The 18,483-nt window shown below is 31.8% G+C and carries 16 protein-coding genes and 1 riboswitch; of the genes, 1 reads left to right on the forward strand and 15 read right to left on the reverse strand.

What is annotated here, in order from left to right:
* Positions 1 to 6: 6 nt before the first annotated feature.
* From grdC to lepA, 11 genes are all read right to left on the reverse strand, one after another.
* Positions 7 to 1,539 carry a glycine/sarcosine/betaine reductase complex component C subunit beta gene (grdC, locus tag BMY82_RS01770; protein WP_091973946.1) on the reverse strand — a complete coding sequence of 511 codons (1,533 nt, stop codon included), beginning with the start codon at positions 1,537 to 1,539 and terminating at the stop codon, positions 7 to 9.
* Positions 1,540 to 1,633: 94 nt separating this feature from the next.
* Positions 1,634 to 2,944 (reverse strand): glycine reductase complex selenoprotein B, encoded by a 1,311-nt coding sequence (gene grdB / locus BMY82_RS01775; RefSeq protein WP_091973949.1) that lies wholly within the window; start codon positions 2,942 to 2,944, stop codon positions 1,634 to 1,636.
* A gap of 21 nt (positions 2,945 to 2,965) precedes the next feature.
* Complete coding sequence (gene grdA / locus BMY82_RS01780) at positions 2,966 to 3,442, reverse strand: glycine/sarcosine/betaine reductase complex selenoprotein A (protein ID WP_091973952.1); 477 nt, start codon at positions 3,440 to 3,442, stop codon at positions 2,966 to 2,968.
* 124 nt (positions 3,443 to 3,566) lie between these two features.
* Entirely contained in the window at positions 3,567 to 4,853 is a 1,287-nt protein-coding gene (locus BMY82_RS01785; RefSeq protein WP_091973955.1) for a glycine/sarcosine/betaine reductase component B subunit, read from the reverse strand.
* Positions 4,854 to 5,030: 177 nt separating this feature from the next.
* Entirely contained in the window at positions 5,031 to 5,348 is a 318-nt protein-coding gene (gene trxA / locus BMY82_RS01790; protein ID WP_091973958.1) for a thioredoxin TrxA, read from the reverse strand.
* A gap of 83 nt (positions 5,349 to 5,431) precedes the next feature.
* A complete protein-coding gene (gene trxB / locus BMY82_RS01795; protein ID WP_091973962.1) occupies positions 5,432 to 6,373 on the reverse strand; it encodes a thioredoxin-disulfide reductase in 942 nt (313 codons plus the stop codon).
* 142 nt (positions 6,374 to 6,515) lie between these two features.
* Positions 6,516 to 6,902, reverse strand: a complete 387-nt coding sequence (locus BMY82_RS01800) for a GrdX family protein (protein ID WP_091973965.1) — start codon at positions 6,900 to 6,902, stop codon at positions 6,516 to 6,518.
* Positions 6,903 to 7,142: 240 nt separating this feature from the next.
* A riboswitch (glycine riboswitch) is annotated at positions 7,143 to 7,243 on the reverse strand.
* Between the two features lie 101 nt (positions 7,244 to 7,344).
* Positions 7,345 to 8,487: a radical SAM family heme chaperone HemW gene (gene hemW / locus BMY82_RS01805; RefSeq protein WP_091973969.1), complete on the reverse strand. Its 1,143-nt coding sequence runs from the start codon at positions 8,485 to 8,487 to the stop codon at positions 7,345 to 7,347.
* 239 nt (positions 8,488 to 8,726) lie between these two features.
* Positions 8,727 to 9,587, reverse strand: a complete 861-nt coding sequence (locus tag BMY82_RS01810) for a nitroreductase family protein (protein ID WP_091973972.1) — start codon at positions 9,585 to 9,587, stop codon at positions 8,727 to 8,729.
* Between the two features lie 16 nt (positions 9,588 to 9,603).
* Positions 9,604 to 10,914, reverse strand: coding sequence for a CCA tRNA nucleotidyltransferase (locus BMY82_RS01815; protein WP_091973975.1), 1,311 nt, complete (start codon positions 10,912 to 10,914; stop codon positions 9,604 to 9,606).
* Entirely contained in the window at positions 10,907 to 12,712 is a 1,806-nt protein-coding gene (gene lepA / locus BMY82_RS01820) for a translation elongation factor 4 (RefSeq protein WP_091973978.1), read from the reverse strand. The genes BMY82_RS01815 and lepA overlap by 8 nt, the downstream gene beginning before the upstream one ends.
* A gap of 201 nt (positions 12,713 to 12,913) precedes the next feature.
* On the opposite strand from lepA, the gene rpsT reads away from it, so the two are divergent.
* Positions 12,914 to 13,180, forward strand: coding sequence for a 30S ribosomal protein S20 (rpsT, locus tag BMY82_RS01825; protein WP_091973997.1), 267 nt, complete (start codon positions 12,914 to 12,916; stop codon positions 13,178 to 13,180).
* Between the two features lie 212 nt (positions 13,181 to 13,392).
* Here rpsT and holA read toward each other — a convergent pair whose 3' ends face one another.
* From holA to BMY82_RS01845, 4 genes are all read right to left on the reverse strand, one after another.
* Positions 13,393 to 14,424 carry a DNA polymerase III subunit delta gene (gene holA, locus BMY82_RS01830; RefSeq protein WP_091974000.1) on the reverse strand — a complete coding sequence of 344 codons (1,032 nt, stop codon included), beginning with the start codon at positions 14,422 to 14,424 and terminating at the stop codon, positions 13,393 to 13,395.
* A 75-nt stretch (positions 14,425 to 14,499) separates the two neighbouring features.
* A complete protein-coding gene (locus tag BMY82_RS01835) occupies positions 14,500 to 15,762 on the reverse strand; it encodes a ComEC/Rec2 family competence protein (protein ID WP_091974003.1) in 1,263 nt (420 codons plus the stop codon).
* 331 nt (positions 15,763 to 16,093) lie between these two features.
* On the reverse strand, positions 16,094 to 17,272 hold the full coding sequence (locus BMY82_RS01840) for a GNAT family N-acetyltransferase (protein ID WP_091974006.1): 1,179 nt from the start codon (positions 17,270 to 17,272) through the stop codon (positions 16,094 to 16,096).
* A gap of 15 nt (positions 17,273 to 17,287) precedes the next feature.
* Positions 17,288 to 18,193 carry a DUF2156 domain-containing protein gene (locus BMY82_RS01845; RefSeq protein ID WP_091974008.1) on the reverse strand — a complete coding sequence of 302 codons (906 nt, stop codon included), beginning with the start codon at positions 18,191 to 18,193 and terminating at the stop codon, positions 17,288 to 17,290.
* Positions 18,194 to 18,483: the final 290 nt, after the last annotated feature.

Genomic DNA, 18,483 nt, shown 5'->3' on the forward strand with positions numbered 1-18,483 from the left:
CACCCCCTATTCTTCTATCATGTCTAGGGCAATTTTTCTCATTGATTCTGCGATTATCTTTCTTATTTCATCCTTAGATATTGAAGATTCTTCTTCTACTGCACCTGGGTTTCTTTCTACTATGAAAGATATACCATCGAATAAGTTAGTCATTCTACCTAGGAATAAGCTACCCTTACCAACTATCATAGCTCTATTTCTATCACCACTTGTTAAGTCGTCAATTAAGAATCCTATATAAGGAACTCCTGATGGAATATGTCCCTGAGTAGGAGCCCATCCTGGAAGACCATGACCAGCTATAAAGCTCTTTAATTCCTTCTTGTCTATTTCGCCTCTCTTAGCAGCAAGAGCACCTATCATCTTGTAGTTTGCTTCTGGAACATTACCTGCACCAGCTGGCTTAGTGATGTCTGGATTCTGCATTTCAACAGAATAAACATCTACATCAGGTATCTTAAGTCCTGCTCTATCTAATCCCTGAGTAATTAATGAAGTCATAACTGCCTGTGGAGCTGAACCAGTACCAACTGTATGCTTACCAACAAGATCAGTTCTTATTATTGGATGAACTCCATCATTTTCAGAAATAAGTACAGCAAATCCTCCTACTACGTCTTCAAGAACTGGTAGACCCTTTTTAACATGATCCTTTGCGTTCATTCCAAGCTTAGCAGAAGCACCACCTGCTACTACCATTACATTTTTATGAACTCCAGCTTTTACTAAAGCAGCAGCACTTATTAATGCATGAGATGGTCCAGCACAGAAACCTCTTGTATCAGAACCACTTGCATTTACAAGACCAGCCATTTCAGCAATAGACTTGGCAAAGTTTCCTCCACCTCTCTGGTTCATGTCACCACAAGCTTCTTCAGAACACTCAATTACATAATCTATTTCTTCCTTTGCTATTTTAGAGCTTCTTAGTAATTCTAAAGCAGAAATTACACCAGATGCCTTAACAACAAGGTTTTCAAACATAGTATGTGCACTTAAATTAACATCCACATCATGAGCTCTCTTAACATAACCTACTAATTTATGATCATGATAAAGCCCCTGTACTACATGATTTTCTATCAATTCTTCAGCACCAGATATGTCTTCTCCTTTTAGCAGATGGAAAAATGGTTCTAATTCTTTATAGTTTTCTTCTATTCTTTCTCTTATGCCGTTTACAAATTCTTCTGAAAGTTTTACTAGTTCAAAAGCATCACAAATCTGCATTAAAGCAAGAAACTCATCCTGAGGAACTATCTGACCGAATTTACCTTTTCTTTCACCCTTATATTCTATTTCACACCATGGAAGCTTCTTGTCAGCAAGAGCTTCTGGTCTTTCATTACCAATATATACCTGATTAGGTATGTAGTTAACTACTTCTTCATAGCTTCTAATTCTATCTCCTACTTCTTTAAGGAATTCTGAATCTGGGTTTATTTCTTGTTCAACAGTACAAGTAGTACCATTCTTTATTATCATATCAGGAGTATGTACTAAAACATATCCTGCTCCTCTGAATACTGGGAATGACATAATATTACCTCCAAATTAAATTTATATTAATATTAATATTGGTACACCTAGACAAAGTAGGTGTACCAATAGTATTAACAGCTATAATCTTTTATTAGTCTTCAAATACAGTCTGTCCGTCAACTTCAGTATTTAATGCCTTTAGGGCTTTTTCAACTAACTTTCTTCTTAGAGCCTTTTCTTCATCATGATCTAAAGCAGGGTTTCCAAGAGGGTGAGGTATAGCTATTGTTGGAACTATTCTGTTAGCACCAACTGTTAATGAAATAGGAACAACTGTACACATATGTACTACTGGTAGACCAGCTCTTTCTATTTCCTTTACCATCGTTGCACCGCAACGAGTACAAGTACCTCACGTAGAAGTCATAATAACTGCATCTACTCCATCAGCTATTAACTTCTGTGCATATCCAGCAGCGAATGCCTTTGCAGATGCAACAGCAGTACCATTACCAACAGTTGTGTAGAACTTGTTGTGTAATTCTCCTATTACGCCTTCCTTTTCAAGATCTCTTAATACATCTACTGGAAGAACTCTGTCTGAATCTTCATTAGCATATGATGGGTCATATCCACCATGAGCTGTTTCCCAACCTTCTTCAGTAAGGTCCATTACACCAGTGATATCATATTCACCATACTTAGTAGCATTTGATGATTCTATTCTATCAGGGTTACCTTTTGGAACTATACCACCTGATGTACAAAGCGCGATCTTACACTTTGATAGGTCCTTAACTGCTGGATTTGGATCTACTCTATCGAAGTTTGGCATTGGATATTCTGTTACGAATTCTTCACCATTTATCTTCTTTATAAGCATATCAACAGCTCTCTTTGAACCTCTTTCTTCAGCGAAGTAGTTTACTCTTACACCCTTTTCGATGTATCCTTCTTCTGCTGGAGAACCTATTTCTTCGCCCTTAGCTAATTTAGCACCTAACTTAGCTATCTTTGGAAGAGCTTTTCTCATACCAGCTGCAGAATTTGCTGTTTCAACTATGTATAAATCTTTCTTATACATATCTGCACCTGGGTTTTCAACGTACATACCTGTTAAACAAGGTATATTTAATTCATTCTTAACAACGCTAGTAATTGTACCACAAGCAACACCGTATCTACCTGCATTAAATGCTGGTCCAGCTATAAATAACTGTGGATCAAATTCCTTAATCATTGCTAAAACTTCTTCACTTGCTTCATCTATATTTTCATTGAAATAACTATCACCACAAACTACTGTAGCAACTATTTCAAATTCTTCACCTAATTTTTTGCCTAATTGCACACTAACTGGAGGAAGTTCTTTTAAAACCGCTGGTTCTACATCGGCCTTTTCTTCTCCACCTATTCCTGCAAAGAATTGGTTTACATAATGAACTACTCTAATCTTTGACATTATTCTACCTCCTATAGAATTCTATAAATATTTGCAGAATTCTTCTCTAATTTCTGACATTTCTTCAGCTATTTCATCACAATCTAAAACCATTTCCATCATTCCGATCTGTTCTTCATAAACATCTTCATCGAACTGTTCCTTCATTGGTTCTTCAACAGCGTGGAATACGCTTAATCCTAATTCTACACCTGCTAGTGGTCCAGCAAAAGTTGGATCTCCTGCTGTAACTGTTTCAGCTGCAAGACCTGCAGCTTCGGCTTCAGCGGCACCTAATAATACCACAACATTTTCAGCTCCGAATTTTTCGGCAGCTTCCTTAACTCTGTTCTGGTTTTCTAGGTCCATAGCCCCAGCAGCTGTTCAGACGAAACATTCAGTAGATGAGAACACTACTTCAGCGCCGTCAACTGTTTTTACACATTCTTCGATAGCAGGACCTGGTATACCGTCTCTGTCACCGATTATTATAACTTTTTTATTCTGTAAAGTTGTCATAACGATAATCTCCTTTTTCATTTATATTATATTGAATACTCTTTTATATTATCTTCAGATTAGTGTATTCCTTCCAATCTGAAACTTTTATTTATTGTTAAGATTTGTAAAATATGTCTTCTAATTAGAATGTCTTAGCAGATAAATAACCAAATCCTGTTTCATTTGTTGCACCAGTTATAGTCTGAATTTCACATTCTATAGAACCATCTTCTCTTAATGAATGTTCATTACCACCAGCTATGATGTTTACATATTCAACATGTCCTATTACTCTATCCATCTTTGGAAGAACAACATACTGATTTGCATTTCCACCAGTAACAACTGCATCTGCCTTAGCATCTGCGTCTGCTAGTGACTGAGAAGCTCCGTCTCTACCTGCGTATTCATCTGTAACTATTACAGTTTTAACTCCTTGGTTTTCTATCTTTTTGCAGTTCATTATTAAGTCAGTATCCGGATTACCGAATCCTTCCTGTGAAACAATTGCTGCGTCTAGTCCTAGGTATTTACAAAGCTTAGATGACCAGTTAGAAGATCTTTCCTTATCAGCTAGATAAACATTTTCGTTTGTAATTATTACACCTAAGAAGTTGATGCTCTTTCCATGCTGAGCATATAATTCTTCTATTACACCGTTGTTTAGATGTACATATGTTGGGTTCTTATCACAAGCAGAAACACAGTTTCCTGAAACTATAGCACCATCCATAATTTCTGTAGGATATAATATAGTTGGAACTATCTGCTTAGCATCTACACCATATACATATGTATCATGTAGTAAGCCCTGAGTCTGTAGCATGTATACATATCCTACCTTTGGTAATTCAGGATATTCTGCTATCTGTTCTAATAAAGGCTTAGTTTCAAAAGCCTGAACTTCTTCAGGTTCAAGATCTCTTGCTAATTCTCCAAGATATCTTGCAGCCTTAAATCCTAAGAATCTAACAGCCTTTTCATGATCGTGCTGCTTAACACCTTCCTTAGGTTCAGCTATTACTACTAGGTTCACTGTCTTTGAGAATGGAGTGTATTCTGCTCCAAGACCCTGCATGTCTATGATACCTTCCTGGAAACCAACTATTTTACCAGTTGTTACAACTGCCATTCCCTTTAGTACGTGAGTTCTTCCTTCACCAACAGTTTCAACTTTTGAAAGTACTCCTGGGAATATTCCACCGTTACCTTCTACTTTTACTCTTGGTTCAATTACATCCTTTACTGGTGTTATTCTTACACTTTCACCAGGTCTAGCAATGTCTAGATCAACTGTTGCAAGATGTTCATCTTCCCATATTGCATTGATCATTTCTTCTTTGTTTACATATAAAACACCTTTATCTATCTTCGTAACATCAGAAAACTGTATGTCTTTAATGAAGATTTTGCCTATTTCAAGACGCATAGGGTTACCTCCTATAAAAAATAATTTTGTATAATACACTTGATTAATATAAAAATAAATAATTTATCTTGACACAGTCAAGGATTGAAAACAACCCTTGTCTGACGTCAATTGTTGATGAATTAAATAAGTAGATGCAATACTTATTTAACTGTAAGTGGATAAACTATTTAGTTTTTAGTAAAACTTCTTTATCATGGCTTCGATGTTTGCTATATTAGCATCATCCTTAGTTATTTCTTCAACCTTTTCGCCATCTTTATATATTGTCATTGTTGGTAGACCAAGTACCTTCTGCTTAATAGCAAGTCTTCTTGCCTTTGTTATATCCATTGAACAGAACTTAATCTTATCACCATACTGTTCAGCTAGCTTATGCACATCTGGCATTAATGCCTTACAAGGTTCACATCCTTCACTCCAGAAGTCAACGAATATATATCCTTCGCCCTGTAGTACTTCTTCTTCAAAGTTTGCTTTTGTTAATTCTAACATTTCTATTACCCCCCATTTATTATTTTGCTGCTACTTTGTGTAGCTTGAAAGTTATATATTAAAATTATAAAACTTATCTAAACTTAGAACTTTTCTGCTATATATCTTTCTGCCATAACTGCTGCTGTTGCACCATCACTTGTTGCAGTAACAACCTGTCTAACAACTTTCTGTCTACAATCACCTGCAACAAATACTCCAGGTATCTTTGTAGTTGTGTCATCTGTTGCTATGAAGTAACCTGCTTCATCACAGTCTAATACATCTCTATATAGTTCAGTCTGTGGTACATATCCTATAAATACAAAGCATCCGAAAGTTCCATCTTCTTCATCTGCAAAGTATTCAGTTATTTCACCAGTAATCTTGTTCTTAAATACTATTGATTCAAGTATTCCATCGCCCTTAACCTCTTCTACTACTGTGTCTAGTAAGAAATCGATCTTTGGATTTTCTTTTGCCTTATCAAGAGCTATTGGTGCACATCTAAATCCCTGTCTTCTATGAACTATAGTTACCTTTCTGGCAAACTTAGTTAGGTACTGTGCTTCTTCTATAGCACTATCTCCACCGCCGATTACGAATACTTCGAAATCTTCAAAGAAATCTGCATCGCATGTTGCACAGTAAGATACACCCTTACCAATTAATTCATCTTCTCCTGGGCAACCCATTTTTCTTGGATTTGCTCCTGTAGCTACAATAACTGCCTTAGTCTTATATTCTTTATCAGCAGTTTTAATTGTCTTTATATCTCCTTCAAAATCAAAAGAAACTACTTCTCCTCTTTCTATTTCACAACCGAATGCTTTTGCTTGTTCTACCATTCTAGCTGTTAGTGTAGGACCACTTGCATTTTCTACTGATCCTGGATAATTATCTACCTGATGAGTTATTACTATCTGGCCACCATTTTTTTGTTTTTCTAGTATAAGAGTTTTAAGTTTTCCTCTTGCACCGTATAAACCTGCTGATAAACCAGCTGGCCCACCACCGATAATTATTAAATCATAAATATTTTCCATAATGTACCTCCACACATATTTATAATGTTAATTGATTAACTAGATTTTTTTCAGAAAAGTTCGACTTAATTAAGTAATCAAGCAACTTTTTGTATATTAATGTATTATTAATATCAATCTAAATATTTTTTAAAGTTAAGGCCTACTCATTTATTATTCTTCTAACTGTTTTACTCATTAAATCGTAGTCAATTACTCTAAAATCATCCTTTACCCTTTCAGTCCAATTCGGAGTAAGTTTATTTTTCTTAAATTTCTCCGCTGTCTGAATAGCATCTTCAATTAATCCCAATGAATTGAAATCAAGTTTGCTACCCTCTTTCAATATTATTGTTCTATAAATTGTTTCATTAGGCTTTACACTTCCATAAAGTGGATGAGTCAACAACTCATAACCACCATGTATCAAATCTCTTCCATGTTGAAGAACGCCTATATAATCTTCATCAAGAAATTCAACTTTTATTCCTTTGGCTAATAAATCTTCTTTAATTTCAATAAATTTTTTATTATTTGTTATCAAAAGCATTGTAATCACCTTTCATACACTATTTAATTTTAATGCATTATTTAGTCCGTACAAAACTTTTCCTAAACTTAACAAATGTTTTCCTGTTAATTAAATAAATAAAACTTATTCTTTTGAAAACTCAGTATATTGTTGTTTATCCAGCAATATTAAATGTTGCTAATACAACATTTTTATGATTATAAAAAGAGGAAATAAAGTTGTCCTTTATTTCCTCTGTCATCATTGTTTTCAGAGACACGTCCAATTCTACTACTTTTACCTGAGAAATTCACAATGTTTCTTGACATGAAACATTACTTGTCCCTTCGGTGGCTAACGCTCTCTCATAGAATCTTCTTCCGTCTTATTTATATGTTCAGTTATTATACAACTAACAACCATCTTGTAAGTTTATTGTACACACTTGATAATAAAAAATCAAGTCCTTATTCAAACAATTTTATAACATCAAGTCTAAAATTATGATATTTGAAATTTCTCTTCCAGACTGTGTCAATTTTATTACTTTTTTTGCATCGTCTTTATATATTTCAATATATCCTTTTTTTTCATATTTATCAATAGTTTTTTCGATAAATTTTTTCAATATTTCATTTTCAATTTCATCTATAAGTGAAAAATTTATCCCTTCATTCATCCTCAAGCCCAACATGATTTTCTCATTGAAAATATCCTTGTATGTTAATTGTTCTTCAAATTCCTTCGGGAAAACGTTGCTATTAGTAAGCTCCGCATATTTTTCTAATGTCTTGACATTTGTGTACCTTTTCCCATTTAGATAACCTGATGCAGACACTCCTATACCGAAATATTCCTCACATAACCAATATTTTATATTATGTTTACACTCCAAACTGTTCTTTGAAAAATTCGATATCTCATATTGCTTGTATCTATTTTCCGCAAGATAATTTACAGTATATCTATACATTTTTACGAAGCTATTTTCATCAAAGTCAGTTATATCACCATTTTCATATCTATTATAAAAATCTGTCCCCTCCTCAATAATCAAAGAATATGCAGATATATGTTCTGGATTTTTAGATACGATATATTCCAATGTTTCTTTCCAATCCTCCAAAGTTTGACCATAAAAAGCGAAAATAAGATCAACATTTATATTGTCAAAACCTACTTTTCTCGCATTGTCATAACTTTCCTCGAAATCTTTTAAATTGTGTATTCTTCCCATAAACTTTAAATTTCTATCTTGAATTGCTTGAAGACCTATGCTCAACCTATTGACTCCAGCAGCCTTTATCACTTTCAGCTTTTCTATATCCAAAGTTCCAGGATTTGCCTCTATTGTGTATTCCTCAACGTTTTCTAAATTCACTTCAGATGAAATTATTTCAAATAATCTTCTAAGCTGTTCTAAATTAAGAATTGTAGGAGTACCTCCACCTATAAATATGGTTTTTATTACTTCATTTTTCATATTATACATCTTCATTTCACGCTCTAATGAATCTAGGTAGAAATCTATTTCATTTTTTATTGGAACATAAGATGTAAAATCACAGTAATTACACTTTCTAGCACAAAAAGGAATGTGCACGTACAAGCCCTTTTCTTTCATAACTTCCCAACCTTTCAATATACTTTTTTGTATTTATATATGTATAAAAATAGTTCTTACTTTCTTTTTTCACATTATATTATATTATTTTTTAGACTTTAGCGATATATTTTATATAATTTATTTTTTAATATTTTTTAATTATTTATTTTACAAAAATAAAGCTGTCGACAAAAAGCCGACAGCTAATATACTATAAAATTAATTTATCACATAAATAAATCTATGCAAAATAATTGCTATATATTACAATATCCAACTACTGTATAATCTGATGGAATTCCATAATCTTTATCTAACTTATCAAATCCCCACTTAGAATCAAACATAGTTACATCAAGTATTACACCGAAGTAAAGCATTACAATACCAGCATCTATTCTGTTTATATAACTTCCTTCATAATTTTCATTATTTATAGCAAGTATAACTCTACCGCCATCAACTATGAATCTCCATGGCTGCTTATTTAATGCTGATGGAGCCATTCTAGCATATGAAAATGCGTCAAGAAGAGCTCTTTCTTCAAGAATTTCAGGTGTAGCAGAATTCCCCCACTTGTCTATAAACACCATTTCTTCAATTCCTATTCTTTCAGAAACGTCCTGAGTTACTGAAACCTCTGACTTTGAATAGTTTTCTCCAGTCTTTGTTGCACCTTCTATCTTCTTATTAGATGCAGCATATCCTAATGCTATTAACGCAACTACTTCCTTATCAGATTCTATACCTAGAACAGACTTTACCATATTTCCATCTGAATATGATACCCAACAGCTATCAACTCCAAGGTCTCTAGCCTTTAGTATTGCTCTTTCACCTACATAACCAGCATTTTCTATACTCTGTGGATGATTTTCAGATAGTAGAATAAGATAGTTAGGTGCTTCTATCATAACACCCTGATAACCTGCTATTCCGTATAGTCTCTTATAGGCATCATCTCCAGCAAAGAACTTAGTTTCTATCTTTATTTCTGAAACTAATTTCTTGCAATCAGCTATAAAAGTTTCTATTTCAGAAAGTTTTTCTGTTTCTACAGCTGTTTCCTTAAAATTTCTTACTGATCTTCCATTAACTATCAATGACTTATAGTCCATAATTTTACCTCCAAAATTACATAATTTTATAATTTTTAGCAAAAGCTAATAGTTTTTCTTTCTCATTTTCTTTAGGATTAAGTATCACATACTCAAGCATTGCATTAAGAAGAATACCTACAGCTGCTCCCTTAGCAATATCGTTTTCTATGATGTCCTTTCCATTTAAGTCAAGTTGAGACGTGGAAAAACATTCTCCTGATTCTATTATATCATTAAATTCACTAAAACATACAGTTGGATTGCTATTTTTTTCAATAAACCTTGAATATATAGCATATTTTGCCAATAAAAGGTCTCCTGTATCCTTTAATATATACTTAATCATAACTTTTCTTTCTTTTGTTGACATATTTTCATCAGTTATATGATCATAAATATTCATTTTTAAAATACTATGAAGCTTTGATGTCATATCGATATCCTTTCGTGAATATCTTAACTTCCTTAAAATGTTCTTAAGGTTACAAACATCGAGTTTTTCCAAAATAAATGCTCTTTTTAAGGCATTTATCAATTCTTTTTCATTTTTTTTATAAAGATTATATTCCCTTAAAAATCCGTCTACTTTTTTTGCTATTTTAAGATTATTTTTTTCAAGACTAACTCCGAATAGGTATTCGGAAATATCCATTTTATTTAGTAAAAATAAGCTCTCTGGATCAAATTTTATGGTCTCTTCTAGCTCTTTATTTATTCTTTCAATTGATATTTTTTTAATATTACTTGCATTTTTTAGAATAGACTGAAATGTTTTTTCTTCAATTTTAAAGCCTAGTTTTGCAGAAAAACGTACGGCTCTTATCATTCTAAGGGCGTCTTCGTTAAATCTTTTGTTCGGATTTCCGACACATCTGATAAGTTTATTCTCTATATCGTCCATTCCACCAAATTTGTCTACAAGTCCTATCCTCTTATTATATGCCATAGCATTAATAGTAAAATCTCTTCTTGAAAGATCATCTACTATATTCTTACTAAATTCTACCTTTTCAGGATGCCTCATATCTACATATTCACCATCTATTCTATATGTAGTAAGTTCATAGGCTACTTTATTTATCATTACAGTTACAGTTCCATGCTCTATACCAGTCGGAATTGTTTTTCTAAATATCCTCATTACTTCATCTGGTTTAGCATTTGTAGCTATATCCCAATCATTAGGCTTTCTTCCCATTATAGTATCTCTTACACAACCACCTACAACAAAGCCCTCATAACCATTTTTCTCTAATTCTTCAATTATAAAGTTTGCTCCGGAATCAATCTCCGGAGCAAATATCTTTTCTAACTTATTATTCAAATAAACACCTTCTTTAATCATCCAGTTTAAGAACTGACATAAACGCCTTCTGTGGAACTTCAACGTTACCAATCTGACGCATTCTCTTTTTACCTTCTTTCTGCTTTTCAAGAAGTTTTCTCTTTCTTGATATATCCCCACCATAGCACTTAGCAAGCACGTCTTTTCTATAAGCAGCTACTGTTTCTCTAGCTATAATCTTATTTCCTACAGCTGCCTGTATAGGTACAGGGAACTGATGTCTTGGTATTTCTTCCTTTAATTTTTCACACATTGCCTTACCTCTAACATAGGCCCTAGACTCATGTATAATAAAGCTCAAAGCATCTACTTGTTCCTTATTTATCAATATATCCATTTTAACTAGATCAGAAGGTATATAACCCTTCATTTCATAATCTATAGAACCATAACCTCTTGTTCTTGACTTCAATGCATCAAAGAAATCATAAATTACTTCATTAAGAGGTAGCTCATAGTGAAGCATAACTCTAGTCTCATCCATGTATTCCATATCCTTCATAGTTCCACGTCTTTCCTGGCAAAGCTCCATAACCACACCCACATAATCTTTTGGAACTATAATATCACTGTTGACTATTGGTTCTTCTATCATCTCTATTTCAGATGGATCAGGAAGATTTGTTGGGTTCTGAATCATTACTACTTCTCCATCAACCTTTGTTACCCTATAGATAACAGATGGTGCTGTAGTAATAATATTAAGATCAAATTCTCTTTCTAATCTTTCCTGAATTATCTCCATATGAAGAAGACCTAAGAATCCACATCTAAAACCAAATCCTAAAGCCGCAGAAGACTCTGCTTCAAATTCAAGAGCAGCATCATTTATCTGAAGCTTTTCAAGGGCATCTCTTACATTCTCATACTTTTCTCCTTCACCTGGATAAATACCACAATAAACCATTGGAGTAGCTTTTTTGTAACCTGGAAGTGGAGAATCTGTTCTATTCTCTGCATCTGTAATAGTATCCCCAACTCTACAGCTTCTAATATCCTTTATACTTGCAGCAATATAACCAACATCACCAGCTGTAAGGTCTGAAAGTTCAGTAGGTCTAGGTGCCATCACACCCACTTCAGTAACCTCAAACTTTTTCTTACTGTTCATCATTTCTATTATCATGCCCTTTTTAACAGTTCCTTCAAATACTCTTACATAGGCAACAACACCCTTATAGGCATCGTAGTAAGAGTCAAAAATTAAGGCCTTCAAAGGAGCATCTGGATCTCCCGTTGGCGCTGGAACATTTTTTACGATGTCTTCAAGAACATCTTCTATATTTATTCCATTTTTAGCCGAAATTAAAGGTGCGTCTGAACAGTCAAGACCAATAAGATCTTCTATTTCTCCCTTTACAAAATCTGGTCTAGCACTTGGAAGATCTATTTTATTAACTATTGGAAGAATCTCCAAGTCTTGTTCTAAAGCAAGATAGACATTTGCCAATGTCTGTGCCTCAACCCCTTGTGCTGCATCTACAACCAGTAAAGCACCTTCACAAGCTGCCAAACTTCTTGAAACCTCGTAGTTAAAGTCTACATGCCCTGGAGTATCTATAAGGTTTAAATGATAAGTTTCACCATCTTTTGCCTTATATAATAATCTTACGTTCTGTAACTTTATAGTAATACCTCTTTCTCTTTCAAGATCCATATTATCCAGAAGCTGAGACTTCATTTCTCTATCCGCAACTAGTCCGGTATTCTGAATTAATCTATCTGCAAGAGTTGATTTACCATGATCTATATGAGCGATTATACTAAAATTTCTCGTTCTACTCTGTCTATTTCCCACTTATAAACTCCTCCTTTTTAAAATTTACATAACTATACACTTTATATTTTACTTTAAAAATCCTATATCGTAAACATTAGAAAGTGATTTATTAATTTTTTTACTAAATTTCAACTTTTTACTTGATTTTTGTATTTAACTCTGTTAAAATTATGTATGTTGATTATGAATTTAGACATAGATAACAGGGAGGTGAAATGAATGGCAAATATTAAATCTGCAAAGAAGAGAATCGGTGTAATTGAAAAGAAAACTGCTCAGAACAGAGTAAGAAAGTCTCAGATAAAGACTGCTATTAGAAGATTTGATGAAGCCGTAGCCGCTGGAAACAAGGACGAAGCTCAGGCTAAGTTCCAGGCTGCTCAGAAGAGAATATATCAGGTTGCTTCAAAGGGAACTATCCATAAGAATGCTGCTGATAGAAAAGTATCAAAGCTTGCTAATAAGTTAAACTCTATGAACGCTTAATTATGCGAAACAATTTGATATCGACGGGTATCATTTATAATTGTGACTACGCAATATATAGATTATATCTTGTGTGTCAAACGTTTGAAAATACTAGATAAGGGATGGGCTTCCACATGGAAGCTCATCTTTTTTCTAGTATAAAAATATAAACTTTCTACAAAAAAAGAATGCCATAAATATTATTTATCAACATTCTTTAGTGTATTATTTTATCTACAATATTTAGCAATAAGTATCTCCGCTGCCAAGCTATCTTCCATTAGCCCCTGTTTTATCTTATAATCATAATCTGAAATATAGTTCACTATACTCAAAAGATTATCTTCATCATAATTTCTAGCCTGTCTTACAACCTTATTAAAAGTATAAGGATGCATTTTTAAAGTATCTTTTATCAGATTATGTGGCATTCTCTCTTCTTGCAAAGATTTTACTTGCATTATATGATTAAATTGTTTAGACAGCATAGCAAATATGCCGAGAATTGACTCTCCGCTTTCTATCATATCTGTAAGTATTTTATATGATCTTTTTGCATTCTTACTGCCTATCATATCAATAAGCTGAAAAATATCATTTTCAACTCTTGAGTTCATAAGATTTCTTATAATATCTTTTGTAATTGCTTCTTCATCACCTACATAAGAACATAACTTGATAATCTCTTGTTCAACATCATTAAGTGTCATTTCAGAAGTTCTGTCCCTATATCCCGTTGTTTCTATAAAATAAGTTACATCTGAATTGCTTATTTTGACCTTTCTTGAATCAAACTGTCTCTTACACCAGTTAAGTAAAGACATATCATCTAATTTTTTCATTTCGCAAACTCTTCCAAGTTTGTTTATAGCTTTATATATTGCCTTTCTTTTATCTATATCTCCATAGTTAATAAATAAAAGTACAGTTGTTGCCGATATATTTTCAAGGGCCTTTATAAGTTCTTTTTCATCAGAATCAGTAAAGTTTTTCTTTTTACCCTTTAAAAGTTCAAAATCCTTTACTATTATGTATCTTCTTTCATCCATAAAAGGAAGCGTCTCTATAGATGACCTGAATTCTTCTAAGTTAGTCTCTTTTCCATCAATCACACTTAAATTGAAATCCATCATTGCAGGATTTACTAAAGTTTTAAATTTTTCTTGTATTTCTTCTATTAAAAAAGTTTCTTTTCCATATATCAGATAAATCTGTTTAAGATTTCCACTTTCTAATTCCTCAAGAAGTTTTTTTCTTTCCATAATTTTCCTCCACATATAGAGTTTCCCTATTATTATATCATTTGATGCCTTATTATACAAGGAAAAGCAGCCATATTATATATTCTTTTCCCCTTCTTCAAGATATAATTCTTTTCTTATCGTCGCTATGTAAAGAAAAATATTTATAGAAATCAGTATAAAATAATAAATAATAATGTATTTAAAATCTATTTTTTTTACTACTATATTGGAACATCCAAAATTACCTATCTTTTTTAAAAATAATAGCATAAAGTCTATACAGGCATTATTGATAAAAGATATATAATAACTCAATCCAGGTATAAAAAAATACGAAAATAAAGAAATAAGATCAAAAACCATAATTAAAGCTGTAAATGGTATAGCTATAATATTTGCCATAAAAGATACCAATGAAACTTCCTTAAAAATATAAAGAACTAATGGGGCAGTTCCTATAATTATTGCAAGAGATGATGCTAGTACTTTCCCATACACAATTTTATCGAGGTATTTGCTTAAAATTGAAATAGAAACAATTGATATAAAACTTAGTTGAAAGGAAAGATTATATATTATATAGGTATTTTGTAAAATCATAAAACTTGCTATAAAAGATAGTACATTTAAGATATCCAACCTTTCATCTATAAAAAATCCTATGTAAGAAAATATAAATAGATCTACTGCTCTTCTTACTGAGGGGCTATTTCCTATAAGCTCACTATATAACTCCATAAAAAATATAAAGGCAATAAACTTTAATGGGCTATTTATTTTACCAGTTAAAAGAACTATTATTCCAAGTATTATTGTAATATGAAGTCCGGATATTGCCATAATATGACTTGTCCCTGAATCCATAAAAATATAGGAAGTTTTTTTATCTATGGCGCTTTTGTCAGCAATTACAATTGCATTTAGTATTCCAGAGTTTTCTTTATATAAATAGTCATTTGTACTTTTTATATATTGTCTTAAATCTCCTATTTTTTCATAAAAAATACTAACACCTATAATTCTATATTTTTTCATAGTTATGACTCGCCTTATTCCTTTGCTTTTCAAATACCTTCCATAATCAAAATCTTTTATTCTCATATTATTCATATCTTCTTCTTTTCCAAATACTTCTAATATATCGCCTGTTTTGATATTTTGATTTCTTTTTTTATTTACTAAAAGGGTGTCTCCTATAAGGTATTCTGAGGAATATTTTTTAGTTTGAGTATATCTAACCGTTCCATCTAGTAGAAGCTCTCTATTCTTTAAATAGGACTGTTTAAAGCTACTATTAATCAGGACTGCATATATAATTGTAAAAATTAAAATCAATACTCCTTTTCTTCTAACCACAGCCAAACTCCTTCCGAATATTCAAACTAATCCAAAACTTCAAAGCCAGACCTCTCAAGTATTAGACATGTATTTTATAGTAATTTTATAAAAAACTCTTCCATAATATATGTCTAAAAAATATATACTAAAAATAAAAGCCTTTATGAAATGTCTTCATCTAAAATATAGACACTTCTAACATAATATAAGTATTAAATAAGTATATCTTTATAGATTCTAAATGCCTATTCTTTATCCAATAATAAAAATTTCCTTACATATAATTTTTACAAAAAAAACAACAGCATCTATTAAGATGCTGTTGTTTAAACACATTTTATTTTATATTCTATACATATTCATTTATATGATTTATAGTATTAGTATCATAAATTGATTCTAATAACTCTCTCATTTCTATAATACAAACTATCTTTCTTTCTCTCATAAAGTCTACATCTTCAACCTTCATATAGCCAAAGAACATAGCAGAAAGTTCATTTATCGTAAAAATATCAATATCTTCTAGTTCATATAAATCTCCTATTTTTCTAACTCTTACCTTATTTAATTCTTTATAGAACTCAAATATACCATTATTTTCATCTATATATTTATCTTCAACTGCTATTTTAAATGCTTGAAAGTCTTCATCACATACTATATCTAATTTTTCAATTAGCTTTTCAAAATTTATTACTCTTCCCATCATAAAAGGCTTTATTTCAAATTGAGAATCCTTAGGATTGTCAAGCATATGCCTTAAAGGATCACTTATTGCAGAATAAATCTCAACCTTTTTTACTTGTGTGTTGTGATTATATATAAATCTTAAAATAGATTTGTAAGACTCTATACTCTTATAATAACACTCTCTTACTATCATTTCATTATCTTCAAATGAATAAGCAATATATCCCTCAGGACAAGATTCTATATAATTAATATAAATATAAGCACCATCTGTATCCATTTCATCTATAAATTGTTCAAAATATTTCTTATTCCTCATAGCATATCCGTTAAATAGGGATTGTGAATATCTATATATTTCCTCTAAATCCTCTGCTTTTTTTGCTTTTTTAAATTCACCTGAAATCTTAAATTTTCTAAGATCATCAACATCTAGATTTTGTACTAACATATCGTAACAATTTTCAAATCCGTATCTTCTATAAAGTCTGAAATCTATAGGCATTAAGATTCCCACCTCTTGACCAGATTCATACATATGTCTAAGGGAGTATTCCATCAACTCTTTCATTTTTCCACTTCCCCTTACTTCAGGAAGTGTGGATACGCCCACAATATATGACACATCAAACTTTTTAAAGTTTAAACTCAAGCTATGTTGATTCATATGAATTGATGAAACAGCCCTACCTTGATCATCTAGTAATATAGTGTTCTCTGGACTGAACTTATTTTCAAAATAAAAATCTACATACTCTGGACTATCATTAAAACAGTATTCCCATAACTCTCTTATGTAATCAATATCTTCTTTGTTACAAAATCTTATCTTCATAGTATGACCCCTTTTTTATACTTCTCTTACTGTGTACTTTTCTACAAATCTTTCAGGATAATATGACATCTTTGCCTTTCTAAGTCCTTCTACACCCATATCCTCTTCTCTGTTGACCCATTCAACATCCGGGAATACGTCAATTAAAAACATCTTATTGATATATGGATATAGACCTCTTATATCTGCATTTGCCTTTTCTATATGTATAAGAGCCATATTGTCATTTATTTTTTCTCCCATACTAAAAGCTTCTAATTTTCCATCTATAAACACACCGTATATCTTTAATTTATCACTTATTTTGTCATAATTATCAAAAAGCTTCTTCATTCCTACAAATTCATCATCTATACTTTCTTCATAGTCCTTGTCACCTGACTTTGTTTCATTCCAAGATCTCAATAATTCAAAGCATTCAGGGAAATCTTCCTTTGTAAGCAATCTTCTCTCTACTCTGCCTTCATACTCTCTATTAAAGAAGTTAAGATGATTTCTTTTATTGCTTAGCTTTCTTCCCTTTACAGTTCTCATCTTTTCTGCATCGTATACATAGTCAAAAATATCTCTTTCTGCTGTATACTCAAATTTTCCTGGATACATCTTCTTTAATGTTTCTACAACATCTTTATCTATACCTCTGAAGTAAATTTTATGCTTGTCCTTGTCAAACCAATTTATTACAAACTCTATCGCTTCTGGTATCTTCTCCTTTGGTGCAAGGGGAAGTATAGAGAATACCTCACCATTGTGTTCACCTACAAGTACTGCAAATCCATCTCCTATATGATAACAAGTCTTGTATGAGTGCTGCCACATAAACAATGTATTAAAGCAATACTCACAGGCTTCATAATCAACCATTTCGAAATATTTATCGAGCACATCCTTAGCCTCTATATTTATTTCTTTAAAATCCATTAAAACATCTCCTTATATATTATTAAAATACTATTCTTATCTTAATTTTTTCTAATCTTATTTTATAATTTCCCTTTAATGACTATATTACTCTAGCCAATAATTTAAGGGTAATCACTATATAATAATATACCCTTTTAAGAGAAATGTAAACATCAAGATTACAGATATCGTTTACATGAATATCTAATTATCTCTATATAATATTAGATTATTATATATTTACTTATTTTCATTTAATTTTATATGGTTTTTATATTAATTTTTATCAAATAGGAGGTTTTTTTAAA

This window comes from Peptostreptococcus russellii (genome assembly GCF_900110295.1).
Lineage (GTDB): Bacteria > Bacillota > Clostridia > Peptostreptococcales > Peptostreptococcaceae > Peptostreptococcus > Peptostreptococcus russellii_A.